Source organism: Pseudomonas sp. Pc102, from assembly GCF_018408275.1.
GTDB lineage: Bacteria > Pseudomonadota > Gammaproteobacteria > Pseudomonadales > Pseudomonadaceae > Metapseudomonas > Metapseudomonas tohonis.
The window spans coordinates 4883501-4908428 of record NZ_AP021905.1; the positions used below are offsets into that span (position 1 = coordinate 4883501).

A 24928-nucleotide genomic window follows, 5' to 3' on the forward strand; every position below is an offset into this window, starting at 1 on the left:
CTTGCAGCTTGAAGCTTGCCGCTTGTAGCTGCCCTCACTCCGGCACCTCCACGCTCACGTGAATCGCATCGTGCCGCCAGAACTCCAGGTCGCAGTCGATCAGGCGACCGTGCTGGTCGCGGTTGACGCGGGTGATGCGCAGCGCCGGGCTGCCGGGGGCGACCTTCAGGGTCGAGGCGGCTTCCGGGTGCAGCGCCGTCGGCACCATGTCGAAGCGCACGCGGCCGTAGCGGATGCCGTACTCGCTGCCATAGAGGTCGGTCAATGAGCGGGTCAGGTCGAAATGGAGGATGCCGGGGAAGTACTGCGGGTTGAGGTAGTGCTCGACATAGAGCACCAGGCGCCCGTCGATGCGCCGGGCGCGGCGGATCTGGTAGACGCTCGACAGCGCCGGCAGCTCCAGCAGCTCGCAGATTTCCACCGTGGCCGGCATCAGCCGCGCGCTCAGCACTTCGGTGGCCGGCACCCGGCCCTGTTCGCCGACCATGGCGTGGAAGTGGCTGCGGATCAGCGGGTTGTAGGCCACCCGAGGCGGCGAGACGAACCAGCCACGACGCTCCTCGCGGTAAATCAGCCCCTGCGCCTCCAACTGGCCGAGCGCCTCGCGCAGGGTGATACGGGTGGTGTCGAACAGCTCGCTCAACTTGCGTTCGGCCGGCAGCTTGCCACCCAGCGGCAGCAGGCCGTGCTCGATCTGCTCCTGCAGTGCGCGGCAGATGGCGGTAACGGTACGGGGCGCCTCATCGCGCATCGAAAGACTCCAATCTGGAATAGACCAGCACCATAAAAGTGCGACGCTGGCGGTGGTGTGACCATGCTATGCAGCCTAGATGACTGTCCCGTGACAGCACGCCTGACTTGCACGCTGCATGCCAGCGCACCCTTGTGACGCCCGCCACATCGGACCTCCGGCCATGGTCTACGCTTGCTGTCGCCGGAAGAACGGGGCCCGCGGCATCGCGCGGTGCAATCAAACCGTCATCTAGGGCCTTTAGATTGGCCTGGTTGTTGCTGATCTAGACCAATACCCAACCCTGCTAAGGAGCTTCATATGAAACGCCTGCTGCTGGCTTCACTGATTGGAACCACCCTGGCCCTGAGCACCCAGGCCATGGCGGATGACGCCGCGCTCAAGACCCTCGAGGAGGCCGCCCGCAAGGAAGGCGCGGTGAACAGCGTGGGCATGCCCGACAGCTGGGCGAACTGGAAGGACACCTGGGTCGACCTGGAGAAGAAGTACGGCCTCAAGCACATGGACACCGACATGAGCTCGGCGCAGGAAATCGCCAAGTTCGCGGCCGAGAAGGACAACGCCACCGCCGACATCGGCGACGTCGGCGCGGCCTTCGGCCCCATTGCCACCCAGCAGGGCGTCACCCAGCCCTACAAGCCGAGCACTTGGGAGCAGGTCCCGGAATGGGCCAAGGACAAGGACGGCCACTGGGCCCTCGCCTATACCGGCTCCATCGCCTTCATCATCAACAAGCAACTGGTGAAGGAGCCGCCGAAATCCTGGGCCGACCTGGAGAAAGGCAAGTACAAGGTCGCCATCGGTGATGTCAGCGCCGCCGCCCAGGCGGTCAACGGCGTCCTCGCCGCCGCCATCGCCAAGGGCGGTGACGAGAAGAACATCCAGCCGGGCCTGGATCTCTTCGCCAAGATCGCCGAGCAGGGCCGCCTGTCCCTGTCCAACCCGACCATCCAGACCCTGGAGAAGGGCGAAGTGGAAGTCGGCATCGTCTGGGACTTCAACGGCCTGTCCTACCGCGACCAGATCGACCCCAGCCGCTTCGAGGTGCTGATCCCCTCCGACGGTTCGGTGATCTCCGGCTACACCACCATCATCAACAAGTACGCCAAGCACCCGAACGCCGCCAAGCTGGCCCGCGAATACATCTTCAGCGACGCCGGCCAGATCAACCTGGCCAAGGGCAACGCCCGTCCGATCCGCGCCGAGCACCTGACCCTGCCGGCCGAGGTGCAGGCCAAGCTGCTGCCCAACGAGCAGTACGCCAAGGTCAAGCCGATCAAGGACGCCAAGGCCTGGGAAGAAACCTCCAAGGCCCTGCCGGGCCTGTGGCAGGAAAACGTCATCATCAACATGGAATAACGAGCGAAAACCGGGCGCCGGCCTCTGCCGGCGCCTCGTCGCTTCCGGGGCCCGCCCATGAACCGAAAAGCCATACTGGTCCTGCTCGACGGCCTCGGCCACAGCGTCGCCCGCCACGCGATGGGCCACCTGCACGCTTACTGCGCCGCCGGCCGGGCCGCCTACTACCGGCTCGAATGCGAGCTGCCCGCGCTGTCCCGCCCGCTCTACGAATGCATCCTCACCGGGGTGCCGCCCATCGACAGCGGCATCGTGCACAACGATGTCTCGCGCCTGTCCAACCAGCGCAGCGTCTTCCACTACGCCCGCGCTGCCGGCCGCAGCACCGCCGCCGCCGCGTACCACTGGGTCAGCGAGCTGTACAACCGCACCCCCTTCGACCCCGCCCGCGACCGCCACACCGATGCCCCCGAGCTGCCCATCCAGCACGGCCACTTCTACTGGGCGGACCACTACCCGGACGCGCACCTGTTCGCCGACGCCGAGAGCCTGCGCCTGCGCCACGCGCCGGACCTGCTGCTGGTGCACCCGATGAACATCGACGACGCCGGCCACAAGCACGGCCTCGACACCCCGCAATACCGCAATGCCGCGCGCATGGCCGACGTGATCCTCGCCGAGTACCTGCAACGCTGGCTCGACGCCGGCTACCAGGTGCTGGTGACCGCCGACCACGGCATGAACGCCGACCGCTCCCACAACGGCCTGCTGCCGGAGGAGCGCGAGGTGCCGCTGTTCGTCCTCGGTGACGCCTTCAGCCTCGATGCCGGCGCGCAACCGATACAGACCGAGCTCTGCGGCACCCTCTGCGAACTGCTCGGCGTGCCCCACGACAAACCCTTCTGCCGGGAGCTGTTGAAGTGAATTCAGCCAACCGCGGCAAATGGCTGGCCCTGCTGTGCCTGCTGCCATTCGCCCTCTTCTTCGTCGCCTTCCAGATCGCCCCGCTGGCCTGGGTGGCGATCAACAGCCTGAACAGCCCCGAAGGCTGGGGCCTGGGCAACTACGCCAAGGTGTTCGCCTCGAAGTTCTACCTGCAGGCGATCAAGCACAGCCTGCAGATCTCCTTCTGGTCGAGCCTGATCGGCATCCTCATCGCCATCCTCGGCAGCTACTCGCTGCGCCAGGTGGACAGCCGCCTGCGCGACTTCGTCATGGCCTTCTCCAACATGACCAGCAACTTCGCCGGCGTGCCCCTGGCCTTCGCCTTCATCATCCTGCTGGGCTTCAACGGCGCGCTGACCCTGCTGCTCAAGCAGAGCGGCCTGATCGAGGACTTCAACCTCTACTCCAAGACCGGCCTGATCGTGCTCTACACCTATTTCCAGATCCCCCTCGGCGTTCTGCTGCTCTACCCCGCCTTCGACGCCCTGCGCGAGGACTGGCGCGAATCCGCCTCGCTGCTCGGAGCCAGCACCTGGGACTTCTGGCGGCACATCGGCCTGCCGGTGCTGACCCCGGCACTGCTGGGCACCTTCATCATCCTGCTGGCCAATGCCCTGGGCGCCTACGCCACCGTCTACGCCCTGACCACCGGCAACTTCAACGTGCTGCCGATCCGCATCGCCGCCATGGTCGCCGGCGACATCGCGCTGAACCCCAACCTCGCCAGCGCCCTGGCCATGGTGCTGGTGGGCCTGATGGCGCTGATCACCATCGTCCACCAGTGGCTGCTGAAGAGGAGCTACCATGTCGCGCGCTGAAGCCCCCGCCGCCAGCCTCTACCACCGCATCGTGGTCTGGCTGCTGTTCCTGATCCTGCTGCTGCCGCTGGCCGGCACCCTGCTGTACTCGCTGTCCACCAGCTGGTCGGCGACCATCCTGCCCGACGGCCTGACCTTCAAGTGGTACCTGGCGCTGTGGAGCGACGCCCGTTTCCTCACCGCCTTCGGCCAGTCGCTGCTGGTGTGCTTCGGCGCCCTGGCGCTGTCGGTGGTGCTGATCCTGCCGCTGCTGTTCGTGGTGCACTACCACTTCCCGAAGCTGGACGCGCTGATGAACATCCTCATCCTGCTGCCCTTCGCGGTGCCGCCGGTGGTGTCCTCGGTGGGCCTGCTGCAGCTCTACGGCTCGGGCCCGCTGGCCATGGTCGGCACGCCGTGGATCCTGATCGGCTGCTACTTCACCGTCGCCCTGCCGTTCATGTACCGCGCCATCACCAACAACCTCCAGGCGATCAACCTGCGCGATTTGATGGACGCTGCCCACCTGCTCGGCGCCAGCACCTGGAAGGCCGCGCTGCTGGTGGTGCTGCCCAACCTGCGCAAGGGCCTGATGGTCTCGCTGTTCCTGTCGTTCTCCTTCCTCTTCGGCGAGTTCGTCTTCGCCAACCTGCTGGTGGGCACGCGCTACGAGACCCTGCAGGTCTACCTGAACAACATGAAGAACAGCAGCGGCCACTTCAACAGCGCCCTGGTGATCTCCTACTTCTTCTTCGTGCTGCTGTTCACCTGGGCAGCCAACCGCCTGAACAAGGACAAGACATGAGCTTCCTGAGCATCAAGGGCCTGCACAAGCATTACGGCTCGACCCCCATCTTCAGCGACATCGACTGCGAGATCGGCAAGGGCGAGTTCGTCACCCTGCTCGGCCCTTCCGGCTGCGGCAAGTCCACCCTGCTGCGCTGCATCGCCGGCCTCACCGAAGTCAACGGCGGGCAGATCCTCCTCGACGGCCAGGACCTGGTGCCGCTGTCGCCGCAGAAGCGCGGCATCGGCATGGTGTTCCAGAGCTATGCGCTGTTCCCCAACATGACCGCCGCGCAGAACGTCGCCTTCGGCCTGCGCATGCAGAAGACCAGCAAGGAAGACAGCGCCCGCCGCGTGCAGGAAGCCCTGGCCATGGTCGAGCTGGACAGGTACGCCGACCGCTACCCGCACCAGCTCTCCGGCGGCCAGTGCCAGCGCGTGGCCCTGGCCCGCTCCCTGGTCACCCGCCCGCGCCTGCTGCTGCTCGACGAGCCGCTCTCGGCCCTGGACGCTCGCATCCGCAAGCACCTGCGCGAACAGATCCGCAGCATCCAGCAGGAACTGGGGCTGACCACCATCTTCGTTACCCACGACCAGGAGGAGGCGCTGACCCTGTCCGACCGCATCTTCCTGATGAACGCCGGACGCATCGTCCAGAGCGGCGACGCCGAAACGCTGTACACCGCGCCGGTGGACGCCTTCGCCGCCGGCTTCATCGGCAACTACAACCTGCTGGAAGCCGAAGACGCGACGCGGCTGCTGGCACGCCCGGTGGCCAGCCGTATCGCCATACGCCCGGAAGCCATCTCGCTGAGCAGCGACGGTGCCATCGAGGCACAGGTGCGCGGCCACAGCCTGCTGGGCAACGTCATCCGCTATCGCGTGGAGGCGCGGGGCGTGGAACTGGTGGTGGACGTGCTCAACCGCAGCGCCGATGACCTGCACGGCAAGGGCCAGCGCATCGGCCTGTCCATCGACGACAACGCGATCCGGGAGGTGGCGTGATGACCCTGGCGATCTTCGACCTCGACGACACCCTCATCGACGGCGACTGCGCGAGCCTGTGGAGCGAGCACATGGCCGCCATCGGCTGGGTGGACGGCGAATCCTTCGTCAGGAAGGACCACGAACTGATGGCGCTCTACGCCGAAGGCAAGCTGGCGATGGAGGACTACATGGCCTTCAGTCTGTCGCCCCTGGTGGGTCGCACGCCCGAGGAGGTGGCCTTCGTCGTCGAGCCCTTCGTCGAGGACGTGATCGAGCCGATCTTCCACAGCGACGCCACCCGCTGCCTGGCCAGCCACCGCGAGGCCGGCGACCGCATCCTGGTGATCTCCGCCTCGGCGCATTTCCTGGTCAGCGCCATCGCCGCACGGTTGAAGATCGACGAGGTACTGGCCATCGACCTGGAGGAACGGCACGGCCACTACAGCGGCAACACCCGTGGCGTGCTCACCTACCGCGAAGGCAAGGTCACCCGCCTGCACGAGTGGCTGGCGGCCGAAGGCGAAAGCCTCGACGGCGCCTACTTCTACTCCGACTCGCGCAACGACCTGCCGCTGCTAAAGCTGGTCAGCAACCCCCGCGTGGTCAACCCCGACCCCGCCCTGCGCGAACATGCCGAGCAGGCGGGCTGGCCGATCCTCGAATGGCGCTGACCCTTGCCGCGCCAGTGCCGCAGGGCAGTGAGACTCAACGGTCCCCGTGGGCGAATGCCCTGAGTTCGTCCCCGGCCATGCGGTAGCGCACCCATTCGTCCTGGGGGCTGGCGCCGATGGAGCGGTAGAACTGGATGGCGGGCTCGTTCCAGTCCAGCACGCTCCACTCCAGGCGGCCGCAGCCGCTGTCGCAGGCCAGGCGCGCGAGGTGGCGCAGCAGGGCCTTGCCGGCGCCCACGCCGCGTTGCTGCGGGGAGACGTAGAGGTCTTCCAGGTACATGCCCTTGCGGCCCAGCCAGGTGGAGTAGCTGTAGAAATACACGGCGAAGCCGATGGGCTGGCCATCCAGTTCGCAGATCAGCGCGTGGGCCGGGGTCGCGCCTTCGAACAGGCTCTGTTCGATGTCGGCCACCGTGGCGAGCACTTCGTGTTCGGCCTTTTCATAGATGGCCAACTCGGTGATGAAGGCGAGGATCTGGCTGGCATCGCTGCGCACGGCTTCGCGGATATGAAGGCTCACGGGAACTCCTTGTCGATGAACGTCGGCGCCTGGGCGCGAGGGCGAACATGCTAGGCGCCTGCTGGTTTCCACGAAAGGGGGACGCGCATAATCGGCGCTCGCCAACCGCCCGGAGAGCCCCTCATGCTGTCTCACGTCTGCATCGGCACCAATGATTTCTCCCGCGCCCTGGCGTTCTACACGCCGCTGATGAAGGCACTGGGTCTGCCGCAGAAATTCTGTGACCCGTCACGACCCTGGGCGGGCTGGATGCCGGCGGATGCGCCACGCCCGCTGCTGGTGCTGGGTACGCCGTTCGACGGTGAAGCGGCGACGGTGGGCAATGGCCAGATGGTCGCGCTGCTGGCACCGGATCGCGCCAGCGTGGACCAGTGCCACGCCCTGGCACTGGCCAACGGGGGACGCTGCGAAGGCGCCCCCGGCCTGCGTCCGCACTACCACCCCGACTACTACGGCGCCTATTTCCGCGATCCCGATGGCAACAAGCTGTGCGTGTGCTGCCACCGGGCCGAATGACGCTCAAGGCACGGTGTTGTCGCCCTCGCCGGGCAGTTCCGGTTCATGGTGACGGGGGCGCAGCTCGGGTTCGGGGTCGCGGGGCTTCTGCAGGCGCTCCACCTCGGCGTCGATCTCCGCCTCCTCGTCCGGGGTGATCTCCGGCAGTTCGCCGTCTTCGGTGACGCTGGGATCGCTGTCGATCATGGGGTGCCTCCTCAGGTGCCGTATTTCAGGTACTGGACGATGCGGTCCTTGGCCAGCAGGCGCTCGGCCTTGAGGGTGTGCAGCGCTTCGTCGGAGACCCCGAGGCCAGCGTTGGAACCCAGCTCCACCAGCTTGAGGTCGGCCGATTCGTAGTCGTCGATCAGGCGCACCAGCTTGCGGTCCTCGCGCTTGCGCCGCTCCAGCTCGCGGGCGTCGACTCCGATGTCCTGGCTCAGGTCATGTTTGACGGGCATGTTCCACCTCGCTTTTTCCATGGGTGTCAGGAGTTGTGAGGAACGCCTGCGGCGAAGGTTCGAGGTATTTGGTCGGCCACGCCGCCGTGGCAGAATCGCCCCCTCAACCACGCAGAAGGCAGGAGCCTGACCATGAGCGATGCACAGGAAGTCGAGATCAGCCGCTTTCTCAGCTTTGTGCTGAGGCACAAGCCCGAGGCCATCGGCCTGCAGCTGGACAGCGAGGGCTGGGCCGATGTCGAGGCGCTGATCACCGGGGCGGTGCGCGCGGGCAAGGACCTCGACGAAAGGACGATCCGCCGCGTGGTGGACGGGAACGACAAGAAGCGCTTCGCACTCTCCGAGGATGGCCGCCGCATCCGCGCCGTGCAGGGCCATTCGAGCGCATCGGTGCAGCGGCAGTACGAAACGGTGGTACCGCCGCAGCGGCTGTTCCACGGCACCGCCAGCCGCTTTCTCGACAGCATCCTGCAGAAGGGACTGATCGCCGGTTCGCGCCACCACGTGCACCTTTCCACGGACCGTGAGACGGCCACCCAGGTCGGCGAGCGCTATGGCGAGCCGGTCATCCTGGAAGTGGACGCCCGCGCCATGCACGAAGACGGTTTCGCCTTCCACCAGGCGGAGAATGGCGTATGGCTGACAGCGCGGGTGCCGGTGGCGTACCTGAAGCGGGAAGAATGAACGGCAGCTCGCTCTTCCCGGGAGCCCCGATGAAAGCGCTCCATTGAAAAAGGCAGCCCGAGGGCTGCCTTTTTCGTGGAGCGGGGTGGATCAGCTGGTACGGATCAGGTGGTCGAAGGCGCTCAGGGAGGCCTTGGCACCTTCGCCCACGGCGATGACGATCTGCTTGTAGGGCACGGTGGTCACGTCACCGGCGGCGAACACGCCGGGCAGCGAGGTCTCGCCACGGGCGTCGACGATGATCTCGCCACGCTGGCTCAGCTCGACGGTGCCTTTGAGCCAGTCGCTGTTGGGCAGCAGGCCGATCTGCACGAAGATGCCTTCCAGTTCCAGGGCCTTGAACTCGTCGGAGTTGCGGTCCTTGTAGGTCAGGCCGGTGACCTTCTGGCCGTCGCCCTTCACTTCGCTGGTCAGTGCACTGGTGACGATGTCGACGTTGGAGAGGCTGCGCAGTTTCTTCTGCAGCACGGCGTCGGCACGCAGTTGGCTGTCGAACTCGATCAGCGTCACGTGGGCGACGATACCGGCCAGGTCGATGGCCGCTTCCACGCCGGAGTTGCCGCCGCCGATCACCGCCACGCGCTTGCCCTTGAACAGCGGGCCGTCGCAGTGCGGGCAGTAGGCGACGCCACGGCCGCGGTATTCCTGCTCGCCGGGCACGTTCATCTCGCGCCAGCGGGCACCGGTGGAGAGGATCACGGTCTTGGCCTTGAGGCTGGCTCCGCTCTCGAACTTCACTTCGTGCAGGCCGCCTTCGGCCTTGGCCGGGATCAGCTGGCTGGCGCGCTGCAGGTTCATGATGTCGACGTCGTACTGCTTGACGTGCTCTTCCAGCGCGCGGGCCAGTTTCGGGCCTTCGGTCTCCTGCACGGAGATGAAGTTCTCGATGGCCATGGTGTCCAGCACCTGGCCGCCGAAGCGCTCGGCCGCAACGCCGGTACGGATGCCCTTGCGAGCGGCGTAGATGGCAGCCGAAGCCCCGGCCGGGCCACCGCCGATCACCAGGACGTCGAAGGCGTCCTTGGCATTGAGTTTCTCGGCGTCACGGGCGGAGGCACCGGTGTCGATCTTGGCGAGGATTTCCTCCACGCCCATGCGGCCCTGGCTGAACAGTTCGCCATTCAGGTAGATGCTCGGCACCGACATGATCTGGCGTTGCTCGACCTCATCCTGGAACAGCGCGCCGTCGATGGCGACGTGGCGGATGTTGGGGTTGAGCACGGCCATGAGGTTCAGCGCCTGGACCACGTCCGGGCAGTTCTGGCAGGACAGCGAGAAGTAGGTTTCGAAGTTGAACTCGCCCTGGATGCCCTTGACCTGCTCGATCACGTCGGCTTCGAGCTTGGAGGGGTGGCCGCCGACCTGCAGCAGCGCCAGGACCAGGGAGGTGAATTCGTGGCCCATGGGGATGCCGGCGAAACGCAGGCTGATATCCGCACCGGGGCGCTGCAGCGAGAAGGAAGGCGTGCGGGCGTCGCCACCGTCTTCGCGCAGGGTGATCTTGTCGGTCAGGCCGACGATGTCATGCAGCAGGTCGCGCAGCTCCTTCGATTTGTCGCTGTCATCGAGGGACGCGACGATCTCGAACGGCTGGGTGACCTTTTCCAGATAGGCCTTCAACTGGGTCTTAAGATTGGCGTCCAACATGATTCGGCTCCTGCTTGTTTCGGGCAAAGGGGACCCCGCGGCGAGCGCATGCGCGCCCGCCCTGCTCGCTCGGATTCGGGCTTTTGCAGGGTGGCCGGCCTGGGGCCGACCACCGGGGGGAGGTACTGCGGGTACTGCTTAGATCTTGCCAACCAGGTCCAGGGACGGAGCGAGGGTTTTCTCGCCTTCCTTCCACTTGGCCGGGCAGACTTCGCCCGGGTGGGCGGCGGTGTACTGGGCAGCTTTCAGCTTGCGCAGGGTCTCGCCGACGTCACGGGCGATCTCGTTGGAGTGGATTTCAACGGTCTTGATGATGCCTTCCGGGTTGATCACGAAGGTGCCGCGCAGGGCCAGGCCTTCTTCCGGGATGTGCACGCCGAACGCGTTGGTCAGCTGGTGGGTCGGGTCACCGATCAGCGGGAACTGGGCCTTGCCGACTGCCGGGGAAGTCTCGTGCCACACCTTGTGGGAGAAGTGGGTGTCGGTGGTCACGATGTAGACCTCGGTACCGGCCTTCTGGAATTCGCCGTAGTTGTTGGCGGCGTCTTCGATCTCGGTGGGGCAGTTGAAGGTGAAGGCTGCCGGCATGAAGATCAGTACCGACCACTTGCCCTTGAGGGATTCTTCGGTGACTTCGATGAACTTGCCGTTGTGGAAAGCGTTGACCTTGAAAGGTTGAACTGCGGTGTTGATCAGAGACATCGAGTGGTCCTCTATCTATGGGGTTGGAAGTTCGGGTCAAGAATTTACCCGACGAATACTAGGCGGTCAGCCCGTAAAGAGCTTATTGATTGAGGGCATCGCCATCATTGCTTTCCTAAATCGATCCTGGAAAGCCGCTACAGCCCAGTAGCCACGCGGCCTTGCGCGCGGCTACCGGAGCGAGGGGAGCCTGGATCAGGCCAGGGACTCGTCGAGCAGGACGACTACTTTACCGGAAACCTGGTTGCTGCCGAGGGCCGCGAAGGCCGCTTCCACGTCCTTGGCGGCGAAGCTGCGCTCCAGCTGGGGCTTCAGGCGGCCCTCGCCGAACAGGGGCCAGGCGTGCTGCCCCAGGTCGCGCAGCAGGTCGGCCTTGAAGGCGTCGTCGCGGTTGCGCAGCGTGGAGCCGATCAGCTGGATGCGCTTGCCCAGCACCAGCGCCATGTCCAGCTCGGCCTGGCGCCCGCCCATGAGGCCGATGTTGACCCAGCGACCGTCGCGGGCCAGCAGCTCCAGGTTCAGCGCCGCATAGTTGCCACCGACAGGATCGAGGATGACGTCGAAGGGGGCGAAGTCGCGCAGGCTCTCCAGCGCTTCGCCACGCAACACGCCCCCCTGTGCGCCGAGGCTTTCGCAATAGGCCAGGCGCTCGGCGGAACCGACGCTGACCCAGACGGGACTGCCGAACGCCTTGCACAGCTGGATGGCGGCGGAACCGACACCACTCGCACCGGCATGCAGCAGCACCTTCTCGCCGGGCTTGAGGCCCGCCAGCTGGAACAGGTTGAGCCAGGCGGTGGCGTAGACCTCGGGCAGCGCGGCCCCTTCGGCCAGGCTGAGGCCCTCGGGAACCGGCAGCACGTGGCCGGCATCCACCACCACTTCCTCGGCCATGCCGCCGCCGGCCAGCAGCGCACAGACACGGTCACCGACCTGCCATGCCGCACCCGCGCCCACCTCGGTGATCACCCCGGAGCATTCGAGGCCGATGATGTCGCTGGCACCCGGCGGCGGCGGGTAATGGCCCGCTGCCTGCAACAGGTCGGCGCGGTTCAGACCCGCTGCCGCCACACGAATGCGGACCTGCCCCACATCACAGCCAGGAACCGGGCGTTCAGCCCATTCCACGCGCCCTTCAACGCCTTGCAATGCTTTCACGCTGCCTCCATAGTGACCCAGGACTCGCCCGGCGGCTGACCGCCGGGCTTTTGCTTTGCGCCGATGGAACCCGGCGCCCTCAAATACGGCCTAATATGCGTTATCACCTCCCCCGACGTCGACTCAGCATGAAGCGTTCACTGATCTGCTCCGCCCTTGCGTTTGTATTCAGCATCAGCGTCCTGCCGCTGCATGCGTCCACCACCTCGGCAAGCGACAGCTGGGACTCGATCCAGCCCGACCGTGAGCAGGTGATAGCCAGCCTCAACGTGGTGGAGCTGCTCAAGCGCCACCATTACAACAAGCCGCCGCTCAACGATGAGCGCTCGGTGAAGATCTACGAGGGCTACCTCAAGCTTCTCGACCCGGCGAAGATGTATTTCACCGCCGGCGACATCGCCGAATTCAACCAGTGGAAGACACAGTTCGACGACTTCCTCAAGAGCGGCGACCTGGACCCGGGCTTCACCATCTACAAGCGTCATCTGGACCGCCTCAAGGAGCGCCTGGACTTCGCCCTGGCCATGCTCGACAAGGGCGTGGACAAGATCGACTTCAGCGTCGACGAGAGCCTCGAGACCGATCGCGAGAAAGCCACCTGGGCCAAGGACCGCGCCGCCCTCGATGACCTCTGGCGCAAGCGCGTGAAGGACGAGGTCCTGCGCCTGAAGATCGCCAACAAGGAGCCGAAGGCGATCCAGGAGCTGCTGGTCAAGCGCTACAAGAACCAGCTCTCGCGCCTCGAACAGACCCGTGGCGAGGACGTGTTCCAGGCCTACATCAATGCCTTCGCGCAGACCTACGACCCGCACACCCAGTACCTCTCCCCGGACAACGCGGAGAACTTCGACATCAACATGAGCCTGTCGCTGGAAGGCATCGGCGCGGTGCTGCAGAGCGACAACGAGCATGTGAAGGTGGTGCGCCTGGTCCCTGCCGGCCCTGCCGAGAAGAGCAAGCAGATCGCTCCGGCCGACAAGATCGTCGGCGTCGCCCAGGGCAACGGTGAGATGGTCGACGTGATCGGCTGGCGCCTGGACGAAGTGGTGAAGCTGATCCGCGGCCCGAAAGGCTCGGTCGTGCGCCTGGAAGTGGTCCCCGCGAACAACGCCCCCAACGACCAGAGCAGCAAGATAGTCTCCATCACCCGGGAAGCAGTGAAGCTCGAAGAGCAGGCCGCGAAGAAATCCGTGCTCAACCTCGAGCATGACGGCCATGCCTTCAAACTCGGCGTGATCGAAGTGCCGGCTTTCTACCTCGACTTCAAGGCGTTCCGTGCCGGCGACCCCGAGTACAAGAGCACCACGCGCGATGTGAAGAAACTCCTCGGCGAACTGCAGAAGGAGAAGGTCGACGGCGTGGTGATCGACCTGCGCAACAACGGCGGCGGCTCCCTGCAGGAAGCCACCGAGCTGACCGGCCTGTTCATCGACCAGGGCCCGACCGTGCTGGTGCGCAATAGCGACGGCCGCGTCGACGTGCTGGCCGACGAGAACACCGGCATCTTCTACAAGGGCCCGATGGCCGTGCTGGTCAACCGCCTGTCCGCCTCGGCCTCGGAGATCTTCGCCGGCGCCATGCAGGACTATCACCGCGCACTGATCATCGGTGGCCAGACCTTCGGCAAGGGCACCGTGCAGACCATCCAGCCGCTCAACCATGGCGAGCTGAAGCTGACCCTGGCCAAGTTCTACCGCGTCTCCGGCCAGAGCACCCAGCATCAGGGCGTGATCCCCGACATCGAGTACCCCTCGGTGGTCGACACCAAGGAAATCGGCGAAAGCGCGCTGCCCGAGGCCATGCCCTGGGACAGCATCCGCCCGGCGATCAAGCCGGAGGTCGACCCCTTCAAGCCCTTCCTCGCCGAGCTCAAGGCCCGTCACGATTCGCGCACCGCGCACAATCCCGACTTCGTCTACAGCCGCGAGCGCCTGGCCCTGGCCCAGAAGCTGATGAAGGAAACCACCATCACCCTCAACGAGGCCAAGCGCCGCGCCCAGCAGGCGGACATCGAGTCCAAGCAGCTGGCGATGGAGAACAGCCGTCGCAAGGGCAAGGGCGAGGAACCTCTGAAGGAGCTGAAGAAGGAAGACGAGGACGCGCTGCCGCTGGACGATGACAAGACCAAGCCGGAAGACGACGCCTACCTGACCGAGACCGGGCAGATCCTGCTCGACTACCTGGGTCTGAACTCGGCAGTGGCCAAGCACTGACCGAACGTCATCAGAACGTCACGAAATCGTCGTGAAATGCAGGGGCCGCTTATGCGGCCCCTTGCTTTTGAGCCGCATTCACGAGAGCCAACATGACAGTCACCGAGCAGTTGAGCGCACTGGGCCACATCCTCGCTCACGGCGACCTGAACAGCCTTTTCCAGCCGATCATCTCGCTTTCCGAACGCCGCATCCTCGGCTACGAGGCCCTCACCCGAGGCCCCTCGAACAGCCCCCTGCACTCACCCGTCACCCTGTTCGCCGTCGCGCGCCACGCGGGCCGCCTGAGCGAACTGGAGATGGCCTGCCGCAAGCGCGCCTGTACGCGCTTCCACGAGCTCAAGCTCGACGGCAAGCTGTTCCTCAACGTGTCCCCTGAATCCCTGCTCGACCCCGCCCACCAGCCGGGGCGCACGCTGCAGTTGCTGCAGGCCTTCGGCATCCCGCCGAGCCAGGTGGTGATCGAGCTGACCGAACACGCCCCGACCGAAGACTTCGGCCTGCTCGACACCGCCCTGCACCACTACCGCGCCATGGGCTTCTCCATCGCCCTGGACGACCTCGGCGCCGGCTACTCCAGCCTGCGCCTGTGGTCGGAGCTGCGTCCCGACTACGTGAAGATCGACCGCCACTTCATCGACGGCATCCACCAGGACGCGGTGAAGCGCGAGTTCGTCGGTTCCATCCTGAAGATGGCCAAGGCTTCCCGCGCCCAGGTGATCGCCGAGGGCATCGAGCTGCCGGAAGAACTGGCCGTGCTCGCCGAAATGGGCCTGGACCTGGTGCAGGGCTACCTGCTCTGCCGCCCCCAGGAACAACCTCCCCGCGACGCCCGCCCGTTGTTGCCACAGCTGGAAAGCAGCGGCACGCTCGCCGAGGAAGGCTCCGACCTGCAGGCCCTGCTCAACGAGCAGGCGGCAGTGGACCAGAACACCCCGATCGCCGAAGTCCTCGAAGCCTTCCGTGCCCAGGCCAATCTCAACTCCCTGGCCGTGCTCGACGCCCAGCAGCAGCCGGTGGGCATCGTCCACCGCCACCTGCTTTCCGATGCCCTGCTCAAGCCCTTCGCCACCGACCTGTTCGCCCGCAAACCGATCAGCCGGCTGATGAGCGACGACTTCCTCGCCGTCGAGCTGTGCCAGTCGCTGCAACAGGTCAGCCGCCTGCTCACCAGCCGCGCACGCCAGCGCATCGAAGAGGACTTCATCATCGTCTCCGAAGGCCGTTACCAGGGCCTGGGAAGAGTGATCGACGTACTCAAGCTGATCACCGAAATGAAGATCCAGCAGGCCCGTCATGCCAACCCGCTGACCCTGCTGCCGGGCAACGTCCCCATCCAGCAATGCCTGGCGCGGCTGCTCCAGCAGGGCCGTACGGCGATGATCTGCTACGTGGACATCGACAGCTTCAAGCCCTTCAACGACCTCTACGGCTACGCCAAGGGCGATGAAGTGCTGCTGTGCCTGGCGCAGTGCCTGAACGAGCGCGTCGACCCGGCACGGGACTTCGTCGGCCATATCGGCGGCGACGACTTCATGCTGGTACTGGGTTCGGAAGACTGGCGCGCCAAGCTCAATCACCTGCTGGAAGACTTCCAGGGACAGTGCCGGCGTTTCTACCGCACCGACCACCTGCAGGCCGGCTGCTTCATCGCCCACAACCGCCATGGCGAGCGCGAGGAGTTTCCGCTGCTGTCATTGTCGATCGGCGTGGTCAACCTGCGCGCCGAAGCCTGCAGCCATCTGGACGCCAGCCAGCTCGCGGCGCTCGCCTCGGAAGCCAAGCGCCACGCCAAGGCGGTGCCCGGCTATAGCCTGCACATCATCGATGCGGCCTGAAACGGCGCGAGGGACAAGCCGGGATCAGAAGCCCAGGCGCGCGGCGCTGGCGGCCATGCGCTCGGCGGCAGCCGGGTCGGGCGCCAGGCCCGGCCCACCCTCGCGGTAGAGATCAGCCAGGCGCTTGGCAGCCAGGGGGTGCCCGGCCGACTCGGCGAGCGCCCACCACGAAGCCGCTTCGGCTGCATCGGGCGGGTTGCGGGTATCACCTGCCAACGCCAGCACCCCGAGTTGATAGCAAGACTTGCCATCACCGGCGCGGGCCGCCAGGCGCAGCATGCGGATGCCCTCCTCCCGCGCCCCGAAGCCCTGCCCACGGTGCAACAGGAGATGACCGTAGAAGCTCTGCGCGGCGACATCCCCCAGATTGGCCAGGCGCGCGTACTGACCCTGCATCCAGTTCCACGCCCGCGGCTGCTTGACCAAGGCAGGCCAACGCAGCAGCCAGCGCGCAACGAGATAGCCGACGCGAGCGCGCATCTTCCAATGCAGCATCAGGTTTCCTCGGGGTAGGTGAACTCGAATACCCGCACCACTTCGGCCGCATGCCAGGACGCGGCGGCGATGCCATCCGGCGGCCCGGAGAAGCGACCCAGGCGCACCACGCACTCGAAGAAGCCGGTACGCGGCAGGCGGCTGGCCCCCTGGCTGATCACCAGGGAGCTGCGCAGCGGACGCTCGGCACGGGCGTCCAGTGCGGCAAGGTGCTCCAGGGCGGCGGTAAGGGTCTGCATGGCGGGGGTAGGCAGTTGGAGGCGCTCCACCAGGGCGCGGTAGGTCAGCAGATGGCGCTGCCGGCGGGCATCTTCCAGCTCACCCAGCAGGGCCTGCCAGTGCTGGCGGCTGATGCGCACGCTCAAGATTCCGCCTCCCAGCCCGCGACACCGAGGACACGTGCCAGCGAACGCTTGATCGCGGCATCCGGCTCGCGCTCGCCGCTCTCGATCAGGCCCAGGTAGACGGGGCTGATGCCGACCGCCCGGGCGACTTGTTCAAGGCTTTGCCCCTGCTCCTCACGCAGCGCCTGCAACTGCGAGAACGAAGGGGCGGAGACGGCGCCGGTGGGCGCCTGGGTGGCTTGTCCGGCAGCCTGTAGCAGTGCCTGGTAATCAGCCCAGGGCAACACCGCGTACTCTGCTTCACCGTCACGCATGATCACTTGCACGTTCATTGCAACTCCCGTGGACAGCAGTGCCGACAGCTTCAGCACTTTCCTTGCAGATCGCCATATTAACAGGGCGAATCGGCCTCCGGGGGCCATCAGTGAGCACGCAGCAAAACCGTGATCGTGCGCGCTTTTCCAGCCTCAGAGCACGTCTTCCAAGGCCTCTTCGCGCGCAGGGATGCGATCGAGGGACGCCGTCACATCAGGCATCTGTGCATCGCGCCAGGAGCGGAAAGCATCCAGCTCGGCGCTCCAGGTCTTCAGCACCCAGGCGAGAACGCCCAGGTCATCGATCAGGCCGACGCCCAGCACCCAGTCGGGGATGGCGTCAACGGGCGTGAGGAAATACACCAGCCCGGCGACGATCGAGAGAAACGCCTTCGGACTGATATCGCGGTAATGGCCACGCAGGCGTGCTACGCATAGCGCCAGTAACACCTGCAGGTCTTCCTTCACCGCGCCCAGGCGGCCGCTCTGCCTCGCGCTTTTTCGGGTCACCGCGAGCAGCAGCGCAGGCAGCCGCCCGCGCGCCAGGAAACGACGTGCAATGGGCAGGTAACGCTCCAGATTCCAGGGGGCTTTCATGGTCGCTCCTCGTTGAACCGCATGGGAACGGGGCTATCGGGGGTTACCCACAGAAGCTGTGGATAACCTTGTTGACAGATTATTGCCGAAACCTGCGAAAGCCCGTCATACCTGGCTTTGCTACAGATCGGCGATTTTTTGGCCAGGCCAAAAAGATCAACGAAATCAACTGGTTGAAAATCAGCCAGAGCCTGCGACAGCGCACCGCAGTGACAAGGCCCGTGGCTGCCTGGTCATGTGCATAACCGTAACACCGTCCACGTCCGCCACCTTCGTTCAGACCCATGAGTCAGGCCCTGGTTCGCTCTTCGACCTGCGTATAGCGGCAGGCATTCATGTCGCTGCAGAAATGAAAACGCCCCGCACGAGGCGGGGCGTTTCAGGGGACGTTCGGCTTACTGCTGCGGGGCGGCAGCCGGGTCCTTGATGCCGATCAGCTCCAGGTCGAACACCAGGACGGAGTTCGCCGGGATCGCCGGGCTCGGGCTTTGCTCGCCATAGGCCAGCTCGCTCGGGATGTAGAGCTTGTACTTCTCGCCGACATGCATCAGTTGCAGGCCTTCGACCCAGCCCGGGATTACGCCGTTGACCGGCAGGTCGATCGGGCTGCCACGCTGGATGGAGCTGTCGAAGACGGTGCCGTCGGTCAGCTTGCCTTCGTAGTGGACGGTCACCACATCGGTCGCCTTGGGCTGAGCGCCATCGGCCTTCTTCACGACTTCGTACTGCAGGCCGGAAGCGGTGGTGGTCACGCCTTCACGCTTGCCGTTCTCTTCGAGGAACTTCTTGCCCGCCTTGGCGGATTCCTCGTTGATCTTGACCATGCGCTCTTCGGCACGCTTCTGCAGGAAGGCGAAGGCTTCGACCAGCTCATCGTCCTTCAGGCGTTGCTCTTTCTTGCCGATGGCATCTTCGATGCCCTGGGCGACAGCTTTGGAATCCAGGTCATCCATGCCTTCCTGGGCCAGGCTCTTGCCCATGTTCAGGCCGATGCCGTAGGAGGCTTTCTGTGCCGGGGTCTTGAGCTCGACGCTGGTCTGCGAGTCGCAGCCAGCGAGCACCAGGCCCACCAGAGCCACAGCCGCCGCCAAACGATGTTGTTTCATGCTGATTCCTTGTCTGTCCGCCGTGAAGGCTTGTTCTATGAAGCCGCGAGCTTAGCAGGCCCCCGCGACCAGTGGCTATGGGCATATAGGATCAATCGGCAGGCAATTAGTTCAGCGCTGCCCGCCAGGAAAATGCATGAAATAACTGCATGTTTGCGCAACGCGGCGAGGGTTGGGGACGGGACTTTTTCGCGGGCAAAGAAAAGCCCTCAGGTATCGCTACCTGAGGGCTTTCCGTATATGGCGCAGCGGACGGGACTCGAACCCGCGACCCCCGGCGTGACAGGCCGGTATTCTAACCGACTGAACTACCGCTGCGCGTTACTGCGAGATTGGTGGGTGATGACGGGATCGAACCGCCGACCCTCTGCTTGTAAGGCAGATGCTCTCCCGGCTGAGCTAATCACCCTTCACTCTCGAAGTGGGGCGCATTCTAGAGAGGTATCCCTACCCTGGCAAGCCCCTTTTGAAAAAAAATTTGCTAGCCGTTCCAAAGGCTTAGCGCAGGGTTGGCCTGAGTGCTCCGGGGGAGAATAATGCGCGCTTTGTGTCCGGAGAGAATTCCCCCATGTGGTTCCGTAACCTGCTCGTCTACCGCCTCACCCAGGATGTGCCCTTCGACGCCGAGGCCCTGGAAGCCGCGCTGGCCACCAAGCCGGCCCGCCCCTGCGCCAGCCAGGAACTGACCACCTACGGCTTCGTCGCCCCCTTCGGCAAAGGCGCCGATGCGCCCCTCGTGCACGTCAGTGAAGGCTTCCTGCTGGTCGCCGCACGCAAGGAGGAACGCATCCTCCCCGGCAGCGTGGTGCGTGACGCCCTGAAGGAGAAGGTCGACGAGATCGAAGCCGAGCAGATGCGCAAGGTCTACAAGAAGGAGCGCGACCAGCTCAAGGACGAAATCGTCCAGACCTTCCTGCCCCGCGCCTTCATCCGCAAGTCGGCCACCTTCGCCGCCATCGCCCCCGCCCAGGGCCTGATCCTGGTCGACGCCTCCAGCCCGAAGCGTGCCGAAGACCTGCTGTCCACCCTGCGCGAGGCCATCGGCTCCCTGCCCGTGCGCCCGGTCTCGGTGAAGATCGCCCCCACCGCCACCCTCACCGAGTGGGTCAAGACCCAGGAAGCCGCCAAGGACTTCTACGTGCTCGACGAGTGCGAGCTGCGCGATACCGATGAAGACGGCGGCGTGGTCCGCTGCAAGCGCCAGGACCTGACCAGCGACGAGATCCAGCTGCACCTGTCTTCCGGCAAGCTGGTCACCCAGCTGTCCCTGGCCTGGCAGGACAAACTGTCCTTCGTGCTCGACGACAAGCTGGTGGTCAAGCGCCTGCGCTTCGAAGACCTGCTGCAGGAGAAGGCCGAGCAGGATGGCGGCGACGACTCCCTGAGCCAGCTCGACGCCAGCTTCACCCTGATGATGCTGACCCTCGTCGAGTTCCTGCCCCAGTTGATCGAAGCCCTCGGCGGCGAAGAGATCCCCCAGGGCGTCTGACGCCGCCCCGCGCCCGGCGGCTGCCGGGCGCCTTTTCCCCTAAGGAACGAGCATGCGCGCACTGGCCGCCCTGAGCCGCTTCGTCGGCAATACCTTCGCCCTCTGGATCCTGCTGTTCGCCCTGCTGGCCTTCTACCAGCCGGCCTGGTTCCTCCCCCTGGCGAAATGGATAGTGCCGCTGCTCGGCCTGATCATGTTCGGCATGGGCCTGACCCTGAAGACCGAAGACTTCCGCGAGGTGGCGCGCCGCCCCCTGCGCGTGCTGATCGGCGTGCTCGCCCAGTTCCTGATCATGCCCGGCCTCGCCTGGCTGCTGTGCCAGGTGTTGCGCCTACCGCCGGAGGTTGCCGTTGGCGTGATCCTGGTGGGCTGCTGCCCCGGCGGCACCGCCTCCAACGTGATGACCTGGTTCGCCCGTGGCGACCTGGCCCTATCCGTCGCCATCACCGCGGTCACCACGCTGCTCGCCCCGCTGGTCACCCCGGCGCTGATCTGGATGCTGGCCTCGGCCTGGCTACCGGTGCAGTTCGGCGCACTGTTCATGTCGATCCTCCAGGTGGTGCTGCTGCCCATCGCCCTCGGCCTCATCGCCCAGCGCCTGCTCGGCGTCCGCGTGCGCCACCTGGTGGAGGTGCTGCCCCTTGTCTCGGTGGTGAGCATCGTCATCATCGTCGCTGCAGTGGTTGCCGCCAGCCAGGCGAAGATCGCCGAGTCCGGCCTTCTGATCATGGCCGTGGTGGTGCTGCACAACGGCCTCGGCCTGGCCCTGGGCTACCTCGCCGGCAAGCTCTTCGGTATGCCGCTGGCCCAGCGCAAGACGCTCGCCATCGAGGTCGGCATGCAAAACTCCGGCCTCGGCGCCGCGTTGGCCAGCGCTCACTTCTCGCCGCTGGCGGCGGTACCCAGCGCGTTGTTCAGCGTCTGGCACAACCTCTCGGGCTCCCTGCTCGCCGCCCTATTCCGACGCATGAAGGATGAATCCGACAAGCCCGCCGACTGACGTCTGTCAGGCCGCCCGTCCCGCACAACTTGTCCGGGCGGCCAGGATGTGCAAAATACTGCGCAGCGCAGGGACGGCCCTGCCACTCATCGAGTGACCATCCCGGGGACGGCCCCGATCCAATCCGTCATACCTTTGGAGGTCACCATGTCCTGGATCATCCTGTTCTTCGCCGGCCTGTTCGAGGTGGGCTGGGCCGTCGGCCTGAAATACACCGAAGGCTTCACCCGCCCACTGCCCACCGCGCTCACCGTGCTGGCCATGGCCATCAGCCTGGGCCTGCTCGGCATGGCCATGAAGCACCTGCCGCTGGGCACCGCCTATGCGATCTGGACCGGTATCGGCGCCGTCGGCACCGTGATCGCCGGCGTGATCCTCTTCGGCGAATCCGTCGCGCTGATGCGCCTGGGCAGTGTCGCGCTGATCATCTGCGGCCTGATCGGCCTGAAGGTCAGCACCTGACTCACAGCCGCGCCCCCATGAAAAAGCCCGCCATTGCGGCGGGCTTTTTCGTTGCGATGCGACCTAGCGCAGGTCGCCACGCAGGGCCGTGACCTGGGCCTGCAGGCTCAGGCGGTCGACCGTCTCCGGCGCCAGCGGCGCGCCGGCCACCAGGTTGATGCGCGACCAGAAGCGCTTGAACAGGCCCTTGCCCGGATCACGGCTGAAGAAGCTGCCCCACAGTCCCTGCAGCGCCATCGGGATCACCGGCACCGGGTTCTGTTCGAGGATGCGCTCGACCCCGTTCTTGAACTCGTTGATCTCGCCGTCCGTGGTCAGCTTGCCCTCGGGGAAGATGCACACCACTTCACCGGCCTTCAGGTACTCGTCGATCTTCTTGAAGGCGCGGTCGTAGACCAGCAGGTCCTCGCTGCGCCCGGCGATGGGCACGGTGCCGGCGGTACGAAAGATGAAGTTGAGCACCGGCAGGTTGTAGATCTTGTAGTACATGACGAAGCGCACCGGCCGCCGCACCGCGCCACCGATCAGCAGCGCGTCGACGAAGGACACGTGGTTGCACACCAGCACCGCCGGGCCCTCCTCCGGGATGGCGTCCAGGCCCTTGTGCTCGACGCGGTACATCGAGTGGCCCAGCAGCCAGATGAGGAAGCGCATGCTGAACTCGGGGACGATCTTGAAGATGTAGCTGTTCACCGCGATGTTCATCAGCGACACCACCAGGAACAGCTGCGGGATCGACAGCCCGGCGACGCTCAGGAACAGGATCGAGGCGATGGCCGAAACCACCATGAACAGAGCGTTGAGGATGTTGTTGGCGGCGATCACCCGCGCCCGCTCGTTCTCGGCGGTGCGCGACTGGATCAGCGCGTACAGCGGCACGATGTAGAAGCCGCCGAACAGGCCGATGCCGAAGATGTCGGCGAGGATCAGCCAGGCCTGCGGCACGCTGATCACCGCCAGCCAGTCATGGGGCGCAGCGGCCTGCGGGAAGCCGCCCGAATGCCACCAGAGCAGGATGCCGAAGACGGTCAGGCCGATGGAGCCGAAGGGCACCAGGCCGATCTCCACCTTGCCACCGGACAGGCGCTCGCAAAGCATCGAGCCCATCGCGATGCCTATCGAGAACACCGTGAGGATCAGCGTGACCACACTCTCGTCGCCGAACAGCAGGTCCTTGGAATAGGCCGGGATCTGCGTCAGGTACACGGCGCCGAGGAACCAGAACCAGGAGTTGCCCACCAGCGAGCGCGACACCGAGGGACGCTGGCCCAGGCCCAGACGCAGGATCACCCAGGACTGGCTGAAGATGTTCCAGTCCAGCTTCAGCTCCGGCATCGCCGCCGCCGCGCGGGGAATGCCGCGGCTGGCCAGGTAGCCGAGGGACGCGGTGATCAGGATGGCAGCGGCGACGATCGGCTCGTAGCGCTCGGTGGACATCATGATCCCGGCACCGATGGTGCCCGCGAGGATGGCCAGGAAGGTGCCCATCTCCACCAGCGCGTTGCCTCCCACCAGCTCCTGCTCGCGCAGGGCCTGGGGCAGGATCGAGTACTTCACCGGGCCGAACAGTGCCGAGTGGGTGCCCATGGCGAACAGCGCCGCCAGCAGCAGCCAAAGGTTATCGAGGAAGAAGCCCAGTGCGCCCACTGCCATGATCCCCACTTCGGCCAGCTTGATGGCGCGGATCAGCGAGTCCTTGGCGAACTTCTCGCCGAACTGCCCGCCCAGGGCGGAGAAGAGGAAGAACGGCAGGATGAACAGCAGGGCGCAGAGGTTGACGTAGATGGTCTTGTCGCCGGAGATCGCCAGCTTGTAGAGGATGGCGAGGATCAGCGACTGCTTGAAGATGTTGTCGTTGAAGGCGCCGAGCAGCTGCGTCACGAAGAACGGCAGGAAACGTCGCGTGCCCAGCAGGGCGAATTGCGAATGTTGGCTCATCTTCCTTGGTACCTGGTAGTGGCTGGGGTGAAGCCGGTGCGCGAGGCACGTCGCTGATTTGACAGCAACTGGCCAGCCCCAGGCCACACCTTGAGACGAAAAATGCCGAATCCCCACGCAAAAAGGGCGCCTTTCGCGGCGCCCTCTTCCCCTCAGATCGGCAGCTGCCCCAGCCCCCAGCGCAAGGCGAAGAACAGCAGCAACCCGCCGAGGATGGTCGCCAGCAGGTGGCGGGTGACGGCAGCGATGAGGATGCAGCCGAGCCCCGCCAGCAGGTAGGCGTTGTCCAGCGCCAGCGCCGCATGCTCGCCGTCGGGCATCACCATGCCGGGCACCACGATGGCGGTGAGCACCGCGGTCGGCACGTAGTGCAGCCCCTGGCGCACCAGCGGCGGGAAGCGCAGGTCCGGCCAGGCGAAGAGGCTGTAGCGGATGGCGAAGGTGATCGCGGTCATGCCGAGGATCAGCAGCCAGGTTTCCATCAGAGCACCTCCTCGAGCTGGCCCAGGCGATAGCGCCGCTCCAGCACCACGCCGACGACGATGCCGCTCAACGCCGCCGCCATCAGCCCGAGCTTGTAGGGCAGCGCGTGGCACAGCAGCGCCACGGCCCCGGCCACCAGTGCCGCCGCCACCTGTGGGCGGTTGCGCAACATGGGCACGACGATGCCGATGAAGGTCGCCAGCATGGCGAAATCCAGCCCCCAGGCCGCGAGATTGGGCACGGCCCGACCGAAGACCACGCCCACCAGGGTGCACAACTGCCAGTTGACGTACATGGCCAGCGCCGCGCCGAGGAAATACCAGTGCTTGTGCGGCGAGGCATCGGTCTCGGCGTAGCGGTGCTGTACCACGGCGAAGGCCTCGTCGGTCAGCCAGAAGGCCAGGGGCATGCGCCAGCGCTTGGGCAGGTGGCTGACGAAGGGTTGCAGGCTGGCGCTGTACAGCGCGTGGCGCAGGTTGACCACCAGGGTGGTCAGCAACACCACCGCAACTCCGGTACCGCTGGCGAGCAGGGTGATGGCGATGAACTGCGCGGAACCGGCGAACACCAGCAGCGACATGCCGAGGGTCTGCCAGGCATCGAGCCCGGCCCCGGCGGCGAGGGTGCCGAAGATGATGCCGAAGGGCATGGCGCCGATGAGCATCGGCACCATATCGCGCCAGGCGCGGACGAATTCGGTTGAGCGGGACATGGATTCTCCTTGTCCGCGCAGCTTAGCGGGGCGC

The 24928-nt window shown here is 65.5% G+C and carries 28 protein-coding genes and 2 tRNA genes; 13 read left to right on the plus strand and 17 right to left on the minus strand.

All coding sequences use genetic code 11. The features are described 5' to 3' along the window. Window positions 1–34 precede the first annotated feature (34 nt). The gene (locus PHLH3_RS22210; protein ID WP_213625810.1) at window positions 35–751 is read right to left on the minus strand and encodes a UTRA domain-containing protein; all 717 of its coding nucleotides are present in this window, start codon (window positions 749–751) and stop codon (window positions 35–37) included. A gap of 300 nt (window positions 752–1051) precedes the next feature. Here PHLH3_RS22210 and PHLH3_RS22215 point away from each other — a divergent pair, with 300 nt between their 5' ends. Genes PHLH3_RS22215 through PHLH3_RS22240 form a run of 6 tightly spaced genes read left to right on the plus strand, consistent with a single transcriptional unit; the run spans window position 1052 to window position 6236 of the window. After that, on the plus strand, window positions 1052–2110 hold the full coding sequence (locus tag PHLH3_RS22215; protein WP_111260464.1) for an ABC transporter substrate-binding protein: 1059 nt from the start codon (window positions 1052–1054) through the stop codon (window positions 2108–2110). Window positions 2111–2167: 57 nt separating this feature from the next. Further along, window positions 2168–2974, plus strand: coding sequence for an alkaline phosphatase family protein (locus tag PHLH3_RS22220; protein ID WP_213625811.1), 807 nt, complete (start codon window positions 2168–2170; stop codon window positions 2972–2974). Next, the gene (locus PHLH3_RS22225; protein ID WP_173172000.1) at window positions 2971–3813 is read left to right on the plus strand and encodes an ABC transporter permease subunit; all 843 of its coding nucleotides are present in this window, start codon (window positions 2971–2973) and stop codon (window positions 3811–3813) included. The genes PHLH3_RS22220 and PHLH3_RS22225 overlap by 4 nt, the downstream gene beginning before the upstream one ends. Beyond that, window positions 3800–4597, plus strand: a complete 798-nt coding sequence (locus tag PHLH3_RS22230; RefSeq protein ID WP_213625812.1) for an ABC transporter permease — start codon at window positions 3800–3802, stop codon at window positions 4595–4597. Before PHLH3_RS22225 ends, PHLH3_RS22230 begins: the two co-directional genes overlap by 14 nt. Next, window positions 4594–5583, plus strand: coding sequence for an ABC transporter ATP-binding protein (locus PHLH3_RS22235; protein ID WP_213625813.1), 990 nt, complete (start codon window positions 4594–4596; stop codon window positions 5581–5583). The genes PHLH3_RS22230 and PHLH3_RS22235 overlap by 4 nt, the downstream gene beginning before the upstream one ends. Then, window positions 5583–6236 carry an HAD family hydrolase gene (locus PHLH3_RS22240; RefSeq protein ID WP_213625814.1) on the plus strand — a complete coding sequence of 218 codons (654 nt, stop codon included), beginning with the start codon at window positions 5583–5585 and terminating at the stop codon, window positions 6234–6236. The genes PHLH3_RS22235 and PHLH3_RS22240 overlap by 1 nt, the downstream gene beginning before the upstream one ends. A 34-nt stretch (window positions 6237–6270) precedes the next feature. Here PHLH3_RS22240 and PHLH3_RS22245 read toward each other — a convergent pair whose 3' ends face one another. Then, on the minus strand, window positions 6271–6756 hold the full coding sequence (locus tag PHLH3_RS22245) for a GNAT family N-acetyltransferase (RefSeq protein ID WP_213625815.1): 486 nt from the start codon (window positions 6754–6756) through the stop codon (window positions 6271–6273). 123 nt (window positions 6757–6879) lie between these two features. Here PHLH3_RS22245 and PHLH3_RS22250 point away from each other — a divergent pair, with 123 nt between their 5' ends. Further along, window positions 6880–7272, plus strand: a complete 393-nt coding sequence (locus PHLH3_RS22250) for a VOC family protein (RefSeq protein WP_213625816.1) — start codon at window positions 6880–6882, stop codon at window positions 7270–7272. Window positions 7273–7275: 3 nt separating this feature from the next. Here the strand turns inward: PHLH3_RS22250 and PHLH3_RS22255 are convergent, their stop codons facing one another. Together PHLH3_RS22255 and PHLH3_RS22260 are read right to left on the minus strand one after the other, a co-directional pair. After that, window positions 7276–7458, minus strand: coding sequence for a hypothetical protein (locus PHLH3_RS22255; protein WP_173171988.1), 183 nt, complete (start codon window positions 7456–7458; stop codon window positions 7276–7278). A gap of 11 nt (window positions 7459–7469) precedes the next feature. Next, window positions 7470–7712, minus strand: coding sequence for a DUF465 domain-containing protein (locus PHLH3_RS22260; protein WP_213625817.1), 243 nt, complete (start codon window positions 7710–7712; stop codon window positions 7470–7472). Between the two features lie 132 nt (window positions 7713–7844). Between PHLH3_RS22260 and PHLH3_RS22265 the strand changes: the two genes are divergently transcribed. Further along, a complete protein-coding gene (locus PHLH3_RS22265; protein ID WP_213625818.1) occupies window positions 7845–8396 on the plus strand; it encodes an RNA 2'-phosphotransferase in 552 nt (183 codons plus the stop codon). A 90-nt stretch (window positions 8397–8486) separates the two neighbouring features. On the opposite strand, the gene ahpF is transcribed toward PHLH3_RS22265, so the two are convergent. The 3 genes from ahpF to PHLH3_RS22280 form a co-directional block, all read right to left on the minus strand. Then, window positions 8487–10043, minus strand: a complete 1557-nt coding sequence (gene ahpF, locus PHLH3_RS22270; protein ID WP_213625819.1) for an alkyl hydroperoxide reductase subunit F — start codon at window positions 10041–10043, stop codon at window positions 8487–8489. Window positions 10044–10181: 138 nt separating this feature from the next. After that, entirely contained in the window at window positions 10182–10745 is a 564-nt protein-coding gene (gene ahpC, locus PHLH3_RS22275) for an alkyl hydroperoxide reductase subunit C (protein ID WP_021221309.1), read from the minus strand. Window positions 10746–10940: 195 nt separating this feature from the next. After that, window positions 10941–11903: an NAD(P)H-quinone oxidoreductase gene (locus PHLH3_RS22280; RefSeq protein ID WP_213625820.1), complete on the minus strand. Its 963-nt coding sequence runs from the start codon at window positions 11901–11903 to the stop codon at window positions 10941–10943. Window positions 11904–12031: 128 nt separating this feature from the next. Between PHLH3_RS22280 and PHLH3_RS22285 the strand changes: the two genes are divergently transcribed. Continuing rightward, window positions 12032–14116, plus strand: a complete 2085-nt coding sequence (locus tag PHLH3_RS22285; RefSeq protein WP_111260453.1) for a carboxy terminal-processing peptidase — start codon at window positions 12032–12034, stop codon at window positions 14114–14116. Window positions 14117–14208: 92 nt separating this feature from the next. Beyond that, window positions 14209–15954 (plus strand): bifunctional diguanylate cyclase/phosphodiesterase, encoded by a 1746-nt coding sequence (locus PHLH3_RS22290; RefSeq protein ID WP_213625821.1) that lies wholly within the window; start codon window positions 14209–14211, stop codon window positions 15952–15954. A gap of 24 nt (window positions 15955–15978) precedes the next feature. Here the strand turns inward: PHLH3_RS22290 and PHLH3_RS22295 are convergent, their stop codons facing one another. The 7 genes from PHLH3_RS22295 to PHLH3_RS22325 all read right to left on the minus strand — a co-directional run bounded on the left by PHLH3_RS22295 (window position 15979) and on the right by PHLH3_RS22325 (window position 19219). Then, window positions 15979–16449 (minus strand): sel1 repeat family protein, encoded by a 471-nt coding sequence (locus tag PHLH3_RS22295; RefSeq protein WP_213625822.1) that lies wholly within the window; start codon window positions 16447–16449, stop codon window positions 15979–15981. Then, entirely contained in the window at window positions 16449–16814 is a 366-nt protein-coding gene (locus PHLH3_RS22300) for a hypothetical protein (protein ID WP_111260450.1), read from the minus strand. The genes PHLH3_RS22295 and PHLH3_RS22300 overlap by 1 nt, the downstream gene beginning before the upstream one ends. Then, complete coding sequence (locus tag PHLH3_RS22305) at window positions 16811–17125, minus strand: helix-turn-helix transcriptional regulator (RefSeq protein ID WP_173171974.1); 315 nt, start codon at window positions 17123–17125, stop codon at window positions 16811–16813. The genes PHLH3_RS22300 and PHLH3_RS22305 overlap by 4 nt, the downstream gene beginning before the upstream one ends. A gap of 135 nt (window positions 17126–17260) precedes the next feature. Next, on the minus strand, window positions 17261–17704 hold the full coding sequence (locus PHLH3_RS22310; protein ID WP_213625823.1) for a YkvA family protein: 444 nt from the start codon (window positions 17702–17704) through the stop codon (window positions 17261–17263). A gap of 395 nt (window positions 17705–18099) precedes the next feature. Further along, a complete protein-coding gene (locus tag PHLH3_RS22315) occupies window positions 18100–18810 on the minus strand; it encodes an FKBP-type peptidyl-prolyl cis-trans isomerase (protein ID WP_111260447.1) in 711 nt (236 codons plus the stop codon). A gap of 241 nt (window positions 18811–19051) precedes the next feature. Beyond that, window positions 19052–19128 (minus strand) — tRNA-Asp (locus PHLH3_RS22320). Window positions 19129–19143: 15 nt separating this feature from the next. Next, a tRNA-Val gene (locus PHLH3_RS22325) sits at window positions 19144–19219 on the minus strand. A 159-nt stretch (window positions 19220–19378) separates the two neighbouring features. On the opposite strand from PHLH3_RS22325, the gene rdgC reads away from it, so the two are divergent. The 3 genes from rdgC (at window position 19379) to sugE (ending at window position 21761) form a co-directional block, all read left to right on the plus strand. Beyond that, window positions 19379–20299, plus strand: coding sequence for a recombination-associated protein RdgC (rdgC, locus tag PHLH3_RS22330; RefSeq protein WP_173171970.1), 921 nt, complete (start codon window positions 19379–19381; stop codon window positions 20297–20299). A gap of 52 nt (window positions 20300–20351) precedes the next feature. Next, window positions 20352–21299, plus strand: coding sequence for a bile acid:sodium symporter family protein (locus tag PHLH3_RS22335; RefSeq protein WP_213625824.1), 948 nt, complete (start codon window positions 20352–20354; stop codon window positions 21297–21299). 147 nt (window positions 21300–21446) lie between these two features. Then, complete coding sequence (gene sugE, locus PHLH3_RS22340) at window positions 21447–21761, plus strand: quaternary ammonium compound efflux SMR transporter SugE (protein WP_173171966.1); 315 nt, start codon at window positions 21447–21449, stop codon at window positions 21759–21761. Window positions 21762–21824: 63 nt separating this feature from the next. On the opposite strand, the gene PHLH3_RS22345 is transcribed toward sugE, so the two are convergent. From PHLH3_RS22345 to PHLH3_RS22355, 3 genes are all read right to left on the minus strand, one after another. Next, window positions 21825–23699: an MFS transporter gene (locus tag PHLH3_RS22345; RefSeq protein WP_213625825.1), complete on the minus strand. Its 1875-nt coding sequence runs from the start codon at window positions 23697–23699 to the stop codon at window positions 21825–21827. Between the two features lie 152 nt (window positions 23700–23851). Continuing rightward, complete coding sequence (locus PHLH3_RS22350) at window positions 23852–24181, minus strand: AzlD domain-containing protein (protein ID WP_213625826.1); 330 nt, start codon at window positions 24179–24181, stop codon at window positions 23852–23854. Continuing rightward, a complete protein-coding gene (locus PHLH3_RS22355) occupies window positions 24181–24894 on the minus strand; it encodes an AzlC family ABC transporter permease (RefSeq protein WP_213625827.1) in 714 nt (237 codons plus the stop codon). The genes PHLH3_RS22350 and PHLH3_RS22355 overlap by 1 nt, the downstream gene beginning before the upstream one ends. Window positions 24895–24928 lie beyond the last annotated feature (34 nt).